The following is a 15,945-nucleotide window of genomic DNA, read 5'->3' as shown; positions in this document are numbered from 1 at the left end:
ACCGTTTTGTAGGAGCTGGCTTGCCAGCGATTGGAACAACACCGATTTCAGCCAGCCTTCCCCATCACCCGCCGATAAAACAACCATTCCTGCTCCAGCGCATGGGCCTGATTGCCGGCCTTGCGGAAGCCATGACGCTCGTCCGCGTAGTAATGCGCTTCGACCAGGATGCCGTTTTTTTGCAATGCCTCGACCATGTCGCGAGTCTGTTGCGGCACGACCACGGCGTCCAGTTCCCCTTGAAAGAAGATCACCGGCACGCTGATGTTGCTCGCATGCAGTAGGGGCGTTCGATCGGCATAACGCTCGGCATCCTGTACCGGATCGCCGATCAGCCAATCCAGATAATCGCCCTCGAACTTGTGAGTCGCCCGACCCAGGGCGACGGGGTCACTAACCCCATAAAGACTGGTGCCGGCGCGGAAAACCTTGTGGAACGCCAGCGCGCACAGCGTGGTGTAACCGCCGGCACTGCCGCCGCGAATGAACGCTTTGTCTCCGTCGATCAGTCCGCGCTCGGCGAGGTGGCTGACCACCGCGCAAGCGTCTTCGACATCGACGTCGCCCCAGCTCAAATGCAACGCTTGGCGATAAGCCCGGCCATAGCCGCTGCTGCCGCGATAGTTGAGGTCCGCGACGGCGAAACCTCGTTGCGCCCAGTACTGAATGCGCGGGTCGAGCATCGGATAGCACGCCGAGGTCGGGCCGCCGTGGATGAATACCACCAAGGGCGGTCTCGCCTCGCCGGTCATCGCCGGGTAGAAGAAGCCGTGAGCTTCGCCCGTGCCGCTTGGATAGCGCAGGGTTTGCGGGCGGCTGATCTGTTCTGCAGGCAATGGCGCAATGCCGCCGGCCAGTACCTTGACCTGACGAGTCTGGCGGTCGATGGCGATAACGGCCGATGAACTGATCGGCGACGCGGCGATGCAGTAAATGAATTGCTCATCCAGGGCGAGATGGCGGAAACGGCTGTAGTCCCCGGTGAAGTCTTCGCACGAGGCGCCGCACAAGCCCAGTCGGCCAAAACCGCCTTCCGTCCAACTGGCCAGATAACTGCCGTCGTTTAGCGGCAACCAAGTGCAGCCACCGAGCTGCCAGGGTGCGGGGCCGTGGTCGGCGGCGGCGCTTGGTAGAGGGCTTAAACCTTTTTCGGACTCCGCCCAGGGCTGCCAATAGCCGCCGCGATCCGTCAGGCAAAACAAACGGCCGCTGTCATCGAACCGAGGTTGTTGCAGAGACTCTTGAGCTTCATCACCGGCGACACAGCGGGGAGGGGCAAAGTGGCCATCGTCCTGGCGTTCAGCAACCATCAAGCGGGTCGCGGTCCATGGCTGTTCCGGGCGACTCCATTCAATCCAGGCCAAGCGCCGGGCATCCGGACTCAGTGTCGGTGCCGCGTAAAAATCCGCACCTTCGGCCAGTACGTGACGCGCGCCATCAGCCAGATTGAACGCCACCAATCGATGCTGATCGCGGTTTTCCTCGACCGCCAGCGCCTGCCCATTGGCGAACTGCAAATCGCCGTAACGGCACCGCCCCGAAGTCAGCGCCTCGGGTGTTTCGCCGTGCAGCGATTGGCGATACAGCTGCTGGTCTGCCTCGTTGACGAAAACCACCCCGTCATCGGTCAGACAAAACGCGCCACCGCCGTATTCGTACACCCGACTGCGCACACTGAAGCCAGTTGGCGTCAGACAATTCGCTACGCCATCACCCCAATGCCAGATACGGCAAGCGGCATCCTCCGGTCGGTATTCATTCCAGAACAGGCCATGGGCACCGGCCTGCAATTCGGCAAAGTCGATGCCGGCCGCGACGGCTTTGGCGGCGCTGAAAGGTTCAGCTTTTAGCGATGAGTCGTGAGTTTCGTTCATTGCGAAAGGCCAGTTGTTCGATGGTCTGAGTCGCGTGTTCGGCTTCTTCGCGGGCCTTGAGAATCACGCCGTGATGGTGCGACTTGCTGCACACCGGGTCGGCGTTGCTCGCATCGCCGGTGAGCATGAACGCCTGGCAGCGACAGCCGCCGAAATCTTTTTCCTTCTCGTCACAAGAGCGGCACGGTTCGGGCATCCAGTCGTAGCCACGAAAACGGTTGAAGCCGAACGATTCGTACCAGATATGCTGCATGCTGTGGTCGCGCACGTTGGGAAACTGTACCGGTAATTGTCGGGCGCCATGACAGGGCAGTGCGGTTCCGTCTGGCGTAACTGTCAGAAAAATACTGCCCCAGCCATTCATGCAGGCTTTCGGGCGCTCTTCGTAATAATCCGGCGTGACGAAAATCAGCTTGCAGGGATGCCCTTCGGCTTCGAGTTTGGCGCGGTATTCATTGGTGATGCGTTCGGCGCGCACCAGTTGTTCTTTGGTCGGCAACAACCCGACACGATTGAGCTGCGCCCATCCATAGAACTGGCAAGTGGCGAGCTCGACGAAGTCGGCCTCAAGGGCGATGCACAACTCGATAATGCGGTCGATCTTGTCGATGTTGTGCCGATGGGTCACGAAGTTCAGCACCATCGGATAACCGTGGGCTTTCACCGCACGGGCCATTTCCAGTTTCTGCGCGAAGGCCTTTTTCGAGCCGGCCAGCAGGTTGTTCACTTGCTCGTCGCTGGCCTGGAAACTGATCTGGATGTGGTCCAGTCCCGCCTTTTTGAAGTCGCTGATTTTCTGTTCGGTGAGGCCAATGCCGGAGGTGATCAGGTTGGTGTAGAAACCCAGTTTGCGCGCTTCGAAGATCAGCTCGGCGAGGTCTTGGCGCACCAATGGCTCACCACCGGAAAAGCCCAACTGCGCTGCGCCCATCTCCCGCGCTTCGCGAAAAACCTTGATCCATTGTTCGGTGCTGAGTTCTTTACCCTGCTCGGCGAAGTCCAACGGGTTGGAGCAATACGGGCATTGCAGCGGGCAGCGATACGTCAGCTCGGCGAGCAGCCACAGCGGCAGGCCGATTTCCGGTTTGGGCGGTAACTTGTCTGACGCGTGATCAGGCAAGTTCGATCCAGTGCTGAGCACGGGCAACCTCCATGAATTGCTCGATGTCGTCACCGAGCTCCGGTACGCCGGGAAATTGCTGATCGAGTTCGGCGATGATGGCCGCGACATCCCGTTCGCCATCGATCAAACCGCCAATCAGCGCGGCGCTTTCGTTGAGTTTAATCATGCCTTCCGGATACAGCAGCACGTGGCCTTTTTGCGCCGGTTCGTATTGGAAGCGATAGCCGGGACGCCAGGTCGGCGTCTTGCTGCGATCGAAACTCATAAGGTGATTCCTTTATGCCAGACCCGTTGTTCGGTCACGCTGTGATACGGCGGGCGGTTGAGTTCGTAGGCCATGCTCATGGCATCGAGCATGCTCCAAAGAATGTCCAGTTTGAACTGGAGAATTTCCAGCATGCGCTCCTGGCCTTCCCGCGTCGTGTAGTGCTGCAAGGTGATCGCCAGGCCGTGCTCGACATCGCGGCGTGCCTGGCCCAAACGGGTGCGGAAATATTCGTAGCCGGCCGGGTCGATCCACGGGTAATGCTGCGGCCAGCTGTCCAGGCGCGATTGGTGGATCTGCGGCGCGAACAACTCGGTCAGCGAGCTGCTGGCGGCTTCCTGCCAACTGGCGCGGCGAGCGAAGTTAACGTAGGCGTCCACGGCGAAACGTACGCCGGGCAGCACCAGTTCCTGGGAGCGCAGTTGATCGGGGTCGAGACCGACCGCCTGACCAAGACGCAACCACGCTTCGATGCCGCCGTCTTCGCCGGGAGCGCCGTCATGATCGAGCAGACGCTGAATCCACTCGCGACGGATCTCGCGGTCCGGGCAGTTGGCGAGGATCGCGGCGTCCTTGAGCGGGATGTTCACCTGATAGTAAAAACGGTTGGCGACCCAGCCCTGGATCTGCTCGCGGGTCGCCCGGCCTTCGTACATCGCCACGTGGTACGGGTGATAAATATGGTAATAGGCGCCCTTGGCGCGCAGGGCGGCTTCGAATTCGGTGGGGGACATTGGGGTGTCGGTCATTGCGGTTCTCCGGAGTAAAACCGGTGGGTTCTTTGGTGTCTGATCGGACGTCATCGCTGGCAAGCCAGCTCCTACAGGTTTTGTGAACTTCAAAAAACTGTGGGAGCTGGCTTGCCAGCGATGGGGGCATCCGCTACAGCACAATACTCATGCCGTCATACGCCACTTCAACCTTGCGCCGATCCAGCTCCGCCCGCTCTGGCGAATCTTCATCAAGAATCGGATTGGTGTTGTTGATGTGGATAAGCACCTTGCGCTGTTCGGGCAACTGCTCCAGCACTTCGAGCATGCCGCCAGGGCCATTCTGCGCCAGGTGACCCATTTCCCGACCGGTGCGGGTGCCGACACCGCGGCGCTGCATTTCTTCATCGTCCCACAGCGTGCCGTCCACCAGCAGGCAATCGCTGCCGGCCATGATTTCCAGCAACGGCGCATCCACCTTGCCCAGGCCCGGTGCGTAAAACAGCTTGCCGCCGGTGTTGATGTCTTCAACGATCAGGCCGATGTTATCGCCCGGATGCGGGTCGAACCGATGCGGCGAGTAGGGCGGCGCGGCGCTGCGCAGGGGCAACGGGGTGAAACGCAGGTTCGGGCAGGCCGGGATGCTGAAGCTCTGGTCGAGTTCGATACGGTTCCAGTTCAGGCCGCCGTTCCAGTGGGTCAACATGGTGAACAGCGGGAACCCGGTGCTCAGGTCTTCGTGGACCATGTCAGTGCACCAGACCTGATGCGGACAACCTTCGCGCAGCATGAGCAGGCCAGTGGTGTGGTCGATCTGGCTGTCCATCAGAATGATCGCGCTGATCCCCGTATCACGCAGCGCACGGCCCGGTTGCATCGGCGCGAAACCCTGGAGTTGGGCGCGGATGTCCGGCGAAGTGTTGCAAAGCACCCAATTCACGCCGTCATCGGAAATCGCGATGGACGATTGGGTACGCGCCTTGGCATTCAGGCTGCCGTCGCGAAAACCTGCGCAGTTCACGCAGTTGCAGTTCCATTGCGGGAAACCACCGCCGGCGGCGGAACCTAGAATCTGGACATACATGGGGGCACCATCATTTCAACGCTGAAAATAAAAACGCCTCGGGATAACCGAGGCGTTGAAACCACAAGACAAACTTAGCGGCTTGCGAAGTACATGGTGACTTCAAAGCCGATACGCAGGTCGGTGTAAGCCGGTTTGGACCAGGACATGGGAGCGCTCCTTCAGGTGATGGGACAGTTGAGGTCTATACATATAGTCCACCTCCAGCGGGAGATGTTCAGATAGTTAGGCAGCTATGTTACTTAAAATTTCAGGTTAATTGGCTGCAAATGTTCGAGAAAGTAAATTGCAGCCTCGGTAATGATCATTTTGTCACTTGCCAAGGTGCGCCGGGGCACGCCCTGTTGGACAGGCAGCGCCAGCCGCCTTCGGCTTGATTCAAACGTTGGGCCGCGACCATCAGTGCCGAACGATCTGTTTGCAGGATCGCCTCTGGCAGCAGAGTCAGATAATCCGACGAGCGGCCAGCCAGTTTGCCCTGCCAGAGCAGTTCGGCGGCCTGGACGGTGGGCATTGCCGCACTGGCGAATTGATCGGCCAAGGCGTTGCGCAGGGCGATGAAACTCTCGTCATCAATCGTGCGGATCAGTTCCGGCAACCCGTTGAGGAACTGCTCGACGTGTTGCAGCAACTCCACAGGCGCAACGCTCGGGGACTGTACGCCAAAGAGCAGCCCGGTTTGCCCGTGCATCTGGCGCAGGGCGCTGAACACCGCATAACCCAGTTGTAACTCCACCCGAAAGCGTTGGTAGAAAGGCGTCTGACAGATGTGTGCGAGTAAACGCCATGCGGCTTCGTCGGCGATGTCCGCAGAGGCTGTAGGGCAAAACAGCAACAACGCGTGTTCTGTGGAGCCTGTATCGAGGGTGCTCCAGAGATGTTCCCCGCGAATCGAGGGCGCAGACGTGAGCTGATTGTCCGGCGTGCCAGGTATGCGGCTCAATGCCAGGCCCATTGTGGCTTGGGTTTGAGCGGACAGACTCACTGCCAGCCCATCCCAGCGTGCACTCGACCAGATTTGTCGCAGGTCGTCCGAGTCTGCGGTGCGGTCAAGGCAGTGAGCAGGTAATGCCTTGAGCAGTTGCCGGATCGGCATCAGCGGCGGTTCATCCTGTGGAAAATCGACATCGGGGTTTGCCAGCCATTTCAGCGCATGTTCCAGGACCATGGGCATCGGTTCCTGCAGTCCGGTCATCTTCAATAGCCATTCGTTGCCCGATGCACAGAAGGAAAAATCGACACCCGCCTGATGGGCCTCTTCGCGCAGCGGTTGCAGATGTTTTTCCAGACTGGATTGCAGTTGAGTGCTCGGCGCTGCAACGAGGCGCCAGCGCAAATACACCGCACCTTCAGCGCTGTTCCCCGGCAACGCCTCGCTGAAGTGCATCGGCGATCGCTCGCGGCGACTGCGTGAACGATCCTGGGCAAAGGTACGCAGCCCACGGTGGGCGCTGGTCTGGCCGCGAATCAACCCGGCATTCGACGCCGGCGCTTCGGTACGCAAGAACGGGTTGGGCGTCGGCAGTTGCCATTGACCTGTGAAGTTATCCACAGCGCCGAGTTGTTGCAGGATTTCACTGAGGGCTGCGACGCCTTGTTCAGATAACCCGGCCTCACGCTGTTCGATGTCCAGTCGAGCCAGTTGCAGGGCGCCGCTGACTTGCTGCTGGCGTTGGAGCAGGGCCGCGTATTCGTCGCGCAATCCGCTCCAGTCTTGCCGGGCGAAGAAGCCCAGCCAATCCAGCAATTGTTCGCGAATTCCGCTTGCCGGCGTATCGGTTGGCACTGTGAACTCGATGTGCAGTAAGGCTTGCCCGACGAACTGATACAGCGGCTCTGCCTTCAGATGGTCTGCCAAACGATGTGCACGCAAGCCAGCCAGCAACCCCCCGGGTTTGGAGGTGTTCAGCCAATGGCACAGAAATGTCAGTGTTTCAGGCGATGAGTCTGGTAGTGCTTCGAAGGCGAACAGAAGATCCAAGCGGCGCTTGCTCGCCTGTTGATAAGTGTTGTCAGAAGAATCCATCAACCGTGTAGGCGCTTGCTGAGCGATCGTGTTGCCCACAGGCATGGCATCAGCGAATGCCTGGGCCAGCGCCTTCAGCTCTTCGAGACTTTGCGGGCCTGCCAGGCTCAGGGTCATCTGCCCGGTTTGATAAAAGCGCTGATAGAAATCCTGTAACGCCTGCTGAAACTCAGGTTGCGTCACCGGCAGGCTATCGCGGTTGCCGGCGTGAAAGCCCCGCAGCGGATGCGTTTCAGAAAGACCATCGAACAGCGCTAACCGCTGTTGCGCCGTTGCATCCTGGGACCAAGCGACAAATTCCGCGTGCAGCACTTCCCGTTCCCGCTGCTGATCGTCGAAATTCATACGCGGATGGGCGAGCATGTCTGACAGACGCTCCAGCCCACCCGCAAACGCCTGGAGCGGCAACTCGAAAAAGTAGTCGGTAGTTCGTTCGCTGGTGCGCGCATTCACCTGGCCGCCATGACCCTGAACGTAGGCCATCAGCCCTTGGCCCGCAGGAAAACGCTCGGTCCCCAGAAACAGCAGATGCTCAAGAAAGTGCGCCAGACCGGGCCAGGCCAATGGAACGTCATGACTACCGGCGGCGACCCGCAATGCCGCCGCGCAGCGCTTCAAATCAGGCGCGTGACGCAGCGTCACCCGCAGACCGTTGGCCAGGGTTTCAGTGTGGGGGCGAGGGTGATTCAGCGCAGGCATGGGCACTTCCAGAACAGTGAAGTGCCAATGCTAGCGGATTAGCGCTTGTTCAGCGCGCCGTAAAGTTCGGGGCGACGATCGATCAGGTAGCGATTGGCGGCGCGGGAGTCGAGCATTAGCTGGCGATCCAGTTCACCGACGATCAGCGCTTCATCCAGGCCAGCCTGGGCGATACGGCTGCCATCCGGCGCAGCGATGCTGCTCTGGCCGCAGTAGTGGATATCGCCTTCGTTCCCGCAGTAGTTGGCGTAGGCCACGTAGCACTGGTTCTCATAGGCCCGGGCGCGGACGGTGACGTCGGCGATGAAGTCAAACGGGATCATGTTGGCCGTCGGCACCAGGATCAGTTCGGCGCCGTCGAGTGCCAGGCGACGGGCGTTCTCCGGGAACTCCAGGTCGTAGCAGACCAGGAAACCGAGTTTCCAGCCGTTGAGCTCCACGACCGGAAATTCGTTGGTACCGGGGCTGAACATCGAACGGTCGAGGTCGCCAAACAGGTGGGTCTTGCGGTAGTTGCACAGGCGTTCGCCATTGGCGTCGATCAACTGCACGGCATTGTAGATCTGCCCGTCCTCGGTGCGCTCGGGATAACCATACAAAATGGCGATCCCGGCAGACTTGGCAATGCGCGCGATCTGTTGCGCCGACTCACCGTTGTACACCTCCGCCAGCACGCTGACGGCATCGACACCGATGTTGTAGCCAGTCAGGAACATCTCCGGCAGCACCAGCAAATCGGCACCTTTGGCTTCCAGTGCAAGCTGATGCAGGCGTTGCAGATTGCCAGCGACATCCAAAGGCAACGGTGGACATTGGTAAAGGGCTACGCGCATTTCGGATTCCTCTTACTCGGGCAGGGCGATCGGTCCGATCTCGTTGAACACATCACCTGGACCCGGATTTTCGGCGTGAGTTGCACCGCCGAAGTGTTTCATGATGCCCCACACCGCGTTGAGCGAAGTCTGAACCGCGCCTTCGACCCAGGCCGGCGTCCACGAAACGTCGTCACCGGCGATGAAGATACCGCGCTGTTCGGCCGGCATGTCGTCCTGCATGAAGTGCGCGTACATGCGCTGGTTGTAGCGGTAGTGGCCGGGCAGGGCGCCTTTGAAAGCCCCGAGAAAATGCGGGTCAGCTTCCCACGACACGGTAATCGGATCGCCGATGATGCGCGCGGCGATGTCGACTTTCGGGTAGATCTTTTTCAGTGCATCCAGCGCCAGTTTCACGCGTTTTTCCACTGGATGCGGGAGCATTTTCAGCGCGTCGCTCATCCACGAGTACGACAGGCAAATCACGCCGGGTTTGTCGTCGCCGTTGTCGAACAGGTAAGTTCCACGGGTCAGGCGATCGGTGAGGGTCATGCTCATCAGGTCGCGGCCGGTTTCCGGGTCTTTGTCTTTCCAGAACGGGCGGTCGACCATCACGAAGGTTTTCGACGATTGCATGTAGCGGGTGCGGTCCAGGGCCATCCACATTTTTTGCGAGAACAGGGTTTCATCGCATTCGATCTGGGTAGTCAGCAGCCAGCTCTGGCAAGTGGTCAGCACCGCGGCATACTCGCGGGTGTCGCCATTGTTGTCGGTGACCGCAAAACGGCCATCGGCGGCGTGGGCGATTTTTTTCACGCCAGAACGCGGGGCACCTCGATGCAGGGATTTGAGGCTGGTGCCTTTGGGCCAATGCACACAACGCTCCGGCACATGACGCCAGATACCTTGTGGCACTTGCTCTACACCACCGACCACCAGGTGCTGGTGATCGTCGCAGTTGGTCATCACCACGCGGAAGATTTCCAGCATCGAGTTGGGGAAGTCCGAGTCCCAGCCGCCGGTGCCAAAACCGACCTGGCCGAACACTTCGCGGTGATGGAACGACAGCTTGGCGAACGCTTTGGAGGTGGCGACGAAGTCGTAGAACGTGCGGTCGTCCCACAGGGGCACGAGGGTGTTCCACAGCTCTTTGAGGCGCGGCACGTCGCGGTCGCGGATGGCCTGCTGGATATCAGAGAACTGCGAGCCCGCTTCCAGTGCGTCGGCCCAGGCGTCGGCGACTTCCTGAAACAGTGCAGGAAGATCCGCCAGTTTCTGTGCGTAATGGGTCTTGCCTTCCAGATCGATCACGGTGCTGCCGGAGGCCGGTGTCAGCGGGTTGGGGAAGGGTTTGGTCTCAAGACCGAGTTTGTCGACGTAGTGGTAGAACGCAGTGGACGACACCGGGAAACGCATGCCGCCCAGCTCGGCGACGATACCATCCGTCCCGTTGAATGCTTGCGAACGCAGACGGCCGCCCATTTTCGAGGCTTCGTAGACGACTGGCTTCAGGCCCAGCTTCATCAGCTCATAGGCCGCCACCAACCCGGCGATACCCGCGCCGACAATCGCTACTTCGGCACCGTGATTGTGCTCGGGAATACTGCCCAGGCCCGCCGGGTGTTCGATCCAGTCGTCGAAGGCGAAAGGAAAGTCCGGGCCAAAAATGGTGACTGGTTTCTTACCGTCTGCAGGATGGCGATTGTTCTTGTTCATGGCTGACCTTGCTGGCGACCGGACGCGGGGTGCGCGTCTGAGTATAGGAAAAGATGCCAGCCATTCTAGAGAGCGTAGAACACGTTAATAAGACGCAAAGTGTCGTCGTTTTGCTAATTAATTGATCGGTATGACGAGCGTACTAATCAATATGACAATTGAGGCTTCTGTAGGAGCAAGCTTGCTCGCGATGGCGTCAGCCCAGACAACCATGAAGACTGGGCCAAACAATCAAACCGGCTGCCCCCGATCAATCTTGCTACTCAAGATGATCGACGTCGTCGTCTTCTCCACCCCATCCACGCTGCCAATCTGATCCAGCAGTTGATCCAGCTGCTCCGGCGAGTCCGTGCGCAACCACGCCACATAATCAAATTCGCCACTCACCGCACACAACTGCTGCACCTGAGCCATGGCGCTCAACCGTCGCAGTACTTCCTTCCCGGAGCGCGGCTGCACGGTGATGCCCACGTATGCCTGCAACCCGCCATCGACCACGCGCTGACCCAGTCGAACGCCGTAACCGGTGATCACCTTGGCCTTTTCCAGCCGTGCCAGGCGCGAAGTGACGGTGGTACGGGCGATGCCCAATTGGCGGGCGAGCATGGCCACGCTTTCCCGGGCGTTGATCTGCAGGGCCGCAATCAACTGGCGGTCGATTTCATCAAGAACGGGCGGGCGGGTGTCTGGCAAAGCGGTGTCTCCAGGGCATGGATCGATGCGCAAGCATGTTACAGGCAGTTTCTGCACGACGCTCGCGAGTGAGGGCTGAGGCTTTTCGTTGGGCGTAAAAGCGTGTGTGGAAATCGGCTAGGATTGAGGCAGTCGAGGGCGCGAGGCGAAGGACATGACAACAAAGCTACCGACCGCAGTACGCGAACGCGCATTGCAGATCGCCCATCACGAAATGGGCCACTACGTCGTGGCCCGCGCGCTGGGCTTTGCCACGGGCGGCGTGACCCTGACGGTGACCATGGATCTGCGCCACCAGGGCGGGGCTTGCATTACGCTGGTGCGCCCCATTTCATCGATGGAAGTCATGAAGGAGCATCTGGAAGCCCGGATCATGGTGCTCCTTGCGGGCGCAATGGCTCAGACACTCCCTTCAAAACCTTCAGCCGCAAAACGCGTCGACAAGCCGAAAGCCACAGCCATCCTCAAAGGTGAGCAGGGGGCCGAACAGGATTACGCAAAAGTCAGGGAGCTTCAGCATCTGCTGCGCAACGTCATCTACCCCGATACTGACCCGGCGTCGTCTGAGCGCATAGCTTCGCAGCTAAAAGCGATGACGGATGGTGTGTGGATTCGGACGCAAAAAATCATAGAGGATCAGGCCGAAACGATTGCCGAATTGGCTGCGACGCTGGTCGACGGCATGCTGCTCGTTGAGCAATGGGGAAGAGCGGCGGATACCTATGAGGTCGTTTTCACGCGTGAAATGCTGGAGCGGTTGAGTCCAGTGCAGGCCATTCCCGCAATGAGTGTTGGGCTTAAGCCACGCCTTGAATGTTGAAACCCCGAATTTTCGGGGTTCATACCCCTGCCAATTCTTCGCTAGTTTCTCGACGCCGTCTCGGCGCCGCCGTTGAATTCACAAAAAACGCTTCAGAAATTCACGCTAACAATTGCCAACCAAATCAGGCTGGTCGGACGGCCATTGAAGCTCATACATTTATTCCTTTGAGGTTATATTCCCTTGGTGGCATATTTGTATGAAGTGGGACGTTGAATATACCGATGAGTTTGAGGCCTGGTGGGATCGCCTCAACGATGCTGAGCAGGACTCAGTCCAGGCCACGGTCATGCTGCTGAGCGATGACGGACCGCACTTGGGTTTTCCGCATACCAGCGATATCAAGGGGGCTCGACATGGCAACCTCCGTGAATTGCGAGTGCAACACGCAGGCAGGCCTTACCGTGTGCTGTATGCCTTTGACCCGCGACGCTGCGCGATCTTGCTGATCGGTGGTGACAAAGGCGGTCAAGATCGTTGGTATCAGGAATATGTGCCGCTGGCCGAACGTCTGTACGACGAGCACTTGGAAGCATTGAAGAAAGAGGGCAACGACAATGGCTAAAAAATTTGCTGATTTAGTGGAGCGGCGTACTCCTGAGTCTCAAGCGCGTGTAAACACGTTGCATCAGAAACTACGAGCAGAAATGCCGCTGCATGAACTGCGGCAGGCTCAGGCACTGAGCCAGGACACATTGGCCAAAACGCTACATGTCAACCAAGCGGCGATTTCCAAGATGGAGCGCCGAACCGATATGTACATCAGCACGCTGCGCAATTACATCCGCGCCATGGGAGGTGAGCTGGAAATCATTGCCACCTTCCCCGAAGGCCAGGTAAAGATCGAGAACTTTGCCAACTGAGCGATAAAAACCTCCAGACACGAAAAAGCCGCGCATTGCGCGGCTTTCTTGTTTGGTGGGCCCACACGGACTTGAACCGTGGACCAAAGGATTATGAGTTGCCTAGAAACGCTGCAAGCCCAGTGAAACTGTGCGTAGTTTGGCGCAGGTACAGTTAGCTGAAAGTAGCGTGGTTACTGGTGCTGAGCGTAATTTCGCGAAATGGGTAGAAGCTTAGCTCTGTACTGCCAGTGTACCGAAAAGTGGAACAGTTTTTAAAAGTCACTGCTTGGGTAGTGCAGTTAAACCTTTGCCATGTGATTGCCGCCGAAGACCAGTAAAGGCGGCATTTCACTCCCCCGCACCCTAGGGGAGTGATTTCTGCGATATAGGTAATGTCTTCCTATCGAACCACTAGTTACTGATTAATAAGCAGTTATTCGATCACCGCTGCACACCCATGAGTTAAGGTTGTGGGAAATATTTTCCCACAACTGCTTGATAGGTAGCGGCAGTGGTGCGATGGTGTTAGCTATTTCGGATAGTTGCCCGTTAAGCTTAGCCGCTGAAAGGTATTCAGTTACTATTTGGGCTGTTTTACCTGGCATTTTTTCTAGCACCTCACAAGGTTGTGCGCAAACTCCATTATTCCACGATTGGCATGCGGCGTTGAGCGGTGCGAAGTGTTGCTTTTGACTGCCCCAGTAAATGCTTTTGGGTGTGTTTCCCACAAAATTGCTGCAGTTTTTGCCAAGCTTTAATGGTATGTATGGCCAAAATTGTTCGTCTTGGTATTGTGTGATTTTACTTAAGTATGGCGATATTGGGGCTCTAGGATTTGTGGCGTTAATTATAATTTTTGTAGGGATCAAGTTTTCTATCGAATAGCAACTCAAAATTAACGAGGCGCAATGAGGGACGGGGTTAGCTATTTCGTCTAGATGAATCGGAGCTGCTGTATTTGTACCCAACGGTGCATTTTGATACTCAATGTCACCATCCACAATGCAAAGGGTTAGGCTTTTGTTGGCTTTTTGTTGGCGGTATTGTCGAGGTGTCTGGCTACCTCCGCCGGAAACGTAATTTAGCCTATGTCTTAGACTTGTTAGTGCGCTATTACTCCTATTTGTGATGTTTGTAATATTCTGATAGAACTCGCAATCTGTGAGGTTTTCCGCGAGCAAGGTCGTCGCATCAAGGAAGTCGCCATTTGCTAGCTGATCAATGGAGATTTCTATAACCGTTTTGTTGCCAAGTATGGATTTTCTGATGGTGTTCGGGGTTGCAATGACATTCACGTAGGTGGTCATTGACTCAAATGCGGCTTTTTTGAATCGCTGTTGTTGCTTTATTTTTTTTATCGTGAGTTTGGTTGCTTCGCTTATTCCATTGAAGCTCTCAATTTTTTCTAAATTTGAAGGTTTGCAATATATTAAGTGCTGCCCTAAACGCCTTGCTCTAAATAGCTCGTCTATGCAAAGACCGATACTGGCTGGTGGCTGGACTTGGTTTAGCAAGTCTATAATGCTGTCATCAATTTTAAAGAACATTATTGCGGCTCGCTATCAAAGAAGCCAAGGGGCCAGTCCATCAGGTAGCCATCATTATCGAATTTCGATTCTCTAACACGTGTTGAACCTTCAAGTGAATCTTGTTCAAAAATATAGATTCCGATATCTTCGGCTGAAATGGCCCCTTTTTCTATAGCTTTACCTAACTGATTGATGATGACTTCACTATGCGTTTCAATTGCCAGCTTGAACCCGTTTTCATTTTTACTATGACTGATTAAATTTACGAACAAGTCCGCCAGTTTTGCTTGCATTTTTGGGTGTAGATGTAACTCGGGTTGTTCAATTGCGAAAAATTTTGTCGCGTCTTTATAATGGCTTTTTTTCGTCATTGCCCAAAGTTGGGCGATGATTGGAAGCACTTGGGAGTAGCCAAAACCGGTGTCTGCAAGGTTTACTTTCTGAGTGCCACCTGCATCGCTAAGAACAATAGATACATGTCCTTCGTAGTTCTTTGCCCGTGCTTCAAAACCCATTGCCTTGCCTGTCCATTGTGCAAAGCTCTCAGCTTCTTCATTTGAGAGATTCTTGAGGAACATTGCCAGGTTATTGCCCTGGGGGTCTATTTCATCTACTGCTAACCCTTGAGTCCTATAATATCTTTCCGCTGTTGCTCTAAGAGGGGTGATGTATTGTATTGAATGGCAGGTTCGGTTGAGAGAGTCGCCGACAGCCTCAAAAATTCCGCAGAAACTTTTGCCAATAAGAAGTGAGGTTATTTTAAGAACATCTTCGCTTTCAGGTGTCCAGTCAGATATTTTGTTTCTCCAGTGTGCTCCAAAATCTAAAGATTTTAATTGTCTTAAAACTTTCGATGGTGAGCCGGGGTGTAGCCTGTTTGCGGTAAATCCAATATTTTCAAGTTGTTTATTTTTATGCGTATGTTTCTTTATTAGTTCAATTATTTTGTTGTGGTAGTTTTGCTGCGAGTCTGACTTGTCAACCTCTATGATGTTTGGTAGTAGGTCGAAGCTTCTAAATAATATATAGTTGTTTGGCAGGTTTGTGAAATCTTCTCCACCGATAACAAGCTTTAGAATTTTTAACTTTTCATTGATCGTGAGCTTTATTTTTGTTTCGAATATGTCAATTGAGTACTCTGTGACTAGTGAGCTGTTCGGAATTGCCTTTTCTGGAAATATAGATATGGTTAGTTCTGCGCGAACTGTTTCGTCAGGCATTCGAAACCGAAATCTCGCCCCCCTAATTATAAATCGAGGGTTGATGTTAATTTCAAAAATAAACTCTATTTTTTTGTTTTTCGAGTTCCTAGATAACGCCTCATCGAAAGAACCAAAGTCGACTAAAGGTCCGTACCAGAGGATTTCGGATAACGTCTTAACTTGAGCGCTTTGCTTTAATAGTGGGAGCGTTCTAATAAATGTACTTTTCCCTGAGCTGTTTTGACCAACAAAAACATTTATTTTTTTAAAGGTTATAGTGCCTGTGTCATTTAGGCTTCTAAGATTTTTTATCCGTAAGCTTTCCATTGTTTGTCCTTGTTGGCTCAGGTTAAGCTTTCATATTGTTTGGTTTTATGGGGCTATTTCTTGCGCCCGGTTAGAGGTATGCAGAACATTAATTTATGCATAGTTTCCAACTGAAATTTTCAGCAATTTTTTAATCGAATAATCGCTGTCTTGTTTCGGTAAATTAGGTTTGCGTGACGTCATACCGACCCCTTGATCCATCTCAGGTTGACCAACTGAC

15 protein-coding genes are annotated in these 15,945 nt (G+C 55.6%); 3 read left to right on the top strand and 12 right to left on the bottom strand.

The genetic code is table 11. The annotated features are described in order from the left end of the window. Window positions 1-47 precede the first annotated feature (47 nt). From KGB21_RS05185 to KGB21_RS05140, 10 genes are all read right to left on the bottom strand, one after another. Window positions 48-1,874 (bottom strand): S9 family peptidase, encoded by a 1,827-nt coding sequence (locus tag KGB21_RS05185; RefSeq protein ID WP_223504028.1) that lies wholly within the window; start codon window positions 1,872-1,874, stop codon window positions 48-50. Next, the gene (gene pqqE / locus KGB21_RS05180; RefSeq protein ID WP_223504173.1) at window positions 1,840-2,994 is read right to left on the bottom strand and encodes a pyrroloquinoline quinone biosynthesis protein PqqE; all 1,155 of its coding nucleotides are present in this window, start codon (window positions 2,992-2,994) and stop codon (window positions 1,840-1,842) included. Before pqqE ends, KGB21_RS05185 begins: the two co-directional genes overlap by 35 nt. Beyond that, window positions 2,987-3,262 (bottom strand): pyrroloquinoline quinone biosynthesis peptide chaperone PqqD, encoded by a 276-nt coding sequence (pqqD, locus tag KGB21_RS05175; protein WP_008051583.1) that lies wholly within the window; start codon window positions 3,260-3,262, stop codon window positions 2,987-2,989. The genes pqqE and pqqD overlap by 8 nt, the downstream gene beginning before the upstream one ends. Beyond that, a complete protein-coding gene (pqqC, locus tag KGB21_RS05170; protein ID WP_034147403.1) occupies window positions 3,259-4,011 on the bottom strand; it encodes a pyrroloquinoline-quinone synthase PqqC in 753 nt (250 codons plus the stop codon). The genes pqqD and pqqC overlap by 4 nt, the downstream gene beginning before the upstream one ends. A 133-nt stretch (window positions 4,012-4,144) precedes the next feature. Continuing rightward, window positions 4,145-5,056: a pyrroloquinoline quinone biosynthesis protein PqqB gene (gene pqqB, locus KGB21_RS05165; RefSeq protein WP_223504026.1), complete on the bottom strand. Its 912-nt coding sequence runs from the start codon at window positions 5,054-5,056 to the stop codon at window positions 4,145-4,147. A 74-nt stretch (window positions 5,057-5,130) separates the two neighbouring features. After that, window positions 5,131-5,205: a pyrroloquinoline quinone precursor peptide PqqA gene (gene pqqA, locus KGB21_RS05160; RefSeq protein ID WP_009045898.1), complete on the bottom strand. Its 75-nt coding sequence runs from the start codon at window positions 5,203-5,205 to the stop codon at window positions 5,131-5,133. Window positions 5,206-5,360: 155 nt separating this feature from the next. Further along, window positions 5,361-7,781 (bottom strand): pyrroloquinoline quinone biosynthesis protein PqqF, encoded by a 2,421-nt coding sequence (gene pqqF / locus KGB21_RS05155; RefSeq protein ID WP_223504024.1) that lies wholly within the window; start codon window positions 7,779-7,781, stop codon window positions 5,361-5,363. Between the two features lie 38 nt (window positions 7,782-7,819). Further along, complete coding sequence (locus KGB21_RS05150; RefSeq protein WP_034147400.1) at window positions 7,820-8,614, bottom strand: carbon-nitrogen hydrolase family protein; 795 nt, start codon at window positions 8,612-8,614, stop codon at window positions 7,820-7,822. 12 nt (window positions 8,615-8,626) lie between these two features. Continuing rightward, window positions 8,627-10,309 carry a flavin monoamine oxidase family protein gene (locus KGB21_RS05145; protein ID WP_034147399.1) on the bottom strand — a complete coding sequence of 561 codons (1,683 nt, stop codon included), beginning with the start codon at window positions 10,307-10,309 and terminating at the stop codon, window positions 8,627-8,629. A 231-nt stretch (window positions 10,310-10,540) separates the two neighbouring features. Next, a complete protein-coding gene (locus KGB21_RS05140) occupies window positions 10,541-11,002 on the bottom strand; it encodes an Lrp/AsnC family transcriptional regulator (protein WP_007980298.1) in 462 nt (153 codons plus the stop codon). A 154-nt stretch (window positions 11,003-11,156) separates the two neighbouring features. Here KGB21_RS05140 and KGB21_RS05135 point away from each other — a divergent pair, with 154 nt between their 5' ends. From KGB21_RS05135 to KGB21_RS05125, 3 genes are all read left to right on the top strand, one after another. Then, on the top strand, window positions 11,157-11,822 hold the full coding sequence (locus KGB21_RS05135; RefSeq protein ID WP_223504022.1) for a peptidase M41: 666 nt from the start codon (window positions 11,157-11,159) through the stop codon (window positions 11,820-11,822). A gap of 199 nt (window positions 11,823-12,021) precedes the next feature. Next, the gene (locus tag KGB21_RS05130) at window positions 12,022-12,387 is read left to right on the top strand and encodes a type II toxin-antitoxin system RelE/ParE family toxin (RefSeq protein ID WP_034147397.1); all 366 of its coding nucleotides are present in this window, start codon (window positions 12,022-12,024) and stop codon (window positions 12,385-12,387) included. Continuing rightward, entirely contained in the window at window positions 12,380-12,685 is a 306-nt protein-coding gene (locus tag KGB21_RS05125) for an XRE family transcriptional regulator (protein WP_034147396.1), read from the top strand. The genes KGB21_RS05130 and KGB21_RS05125 overlap by 8 nt, the downstream gene beginning before the upstream one ends. A gap of 404 nt (window positions 12,686-13,089) precedes the next feature. Here KGB21_RS05125 and KGB21_RS05120 read toward each other — a convergent pair whose 3' ends face one another. Continuing rightward, the gene (locus KGB21_RS05120; RefSeq protein WP_223504021.1) at window positions 13,090-14,214 is read right to left on the bottom strand and encodes a hypothetical protein; all 1,125 of its coding nucleotides are present in this window, start codon (window positions 14,212-14,214) and stop codon (window positions 13,090-13,092) included. Further along, window positions 14,214-15,725 (bottom strand): DUF3696 domain-containing protein, encoded by a 1,512-nt coding sequence (locus KGB21_RS05115; RefSeq protein WP_223504019.1) that lies wholly within the window; start codon window positions 15,723-15,725, stop codon window positions 14,214-14,216. Before KGB21_RS05115 ends, KGB21_RS05120 begins: the two co-directional genes overlap by 1 nt. Window positions 15,726-15,945 lie beyond the last annotated feature (220 nt).

This window comes from Pseudomonas sp. GL-RE-29 (genome assembly GCF_019947275.1).
Lineage (GTDB): Bacteria > Pseudomonadota > Gammaproteobacteria > Pseudomonadales > Pseudomonadaceae > Aquipseudomonas > Aquipseudomonas fluorescens_A.
This window is presented reverse-complemented; position numbering and strand designations above follow the sequence as displayed.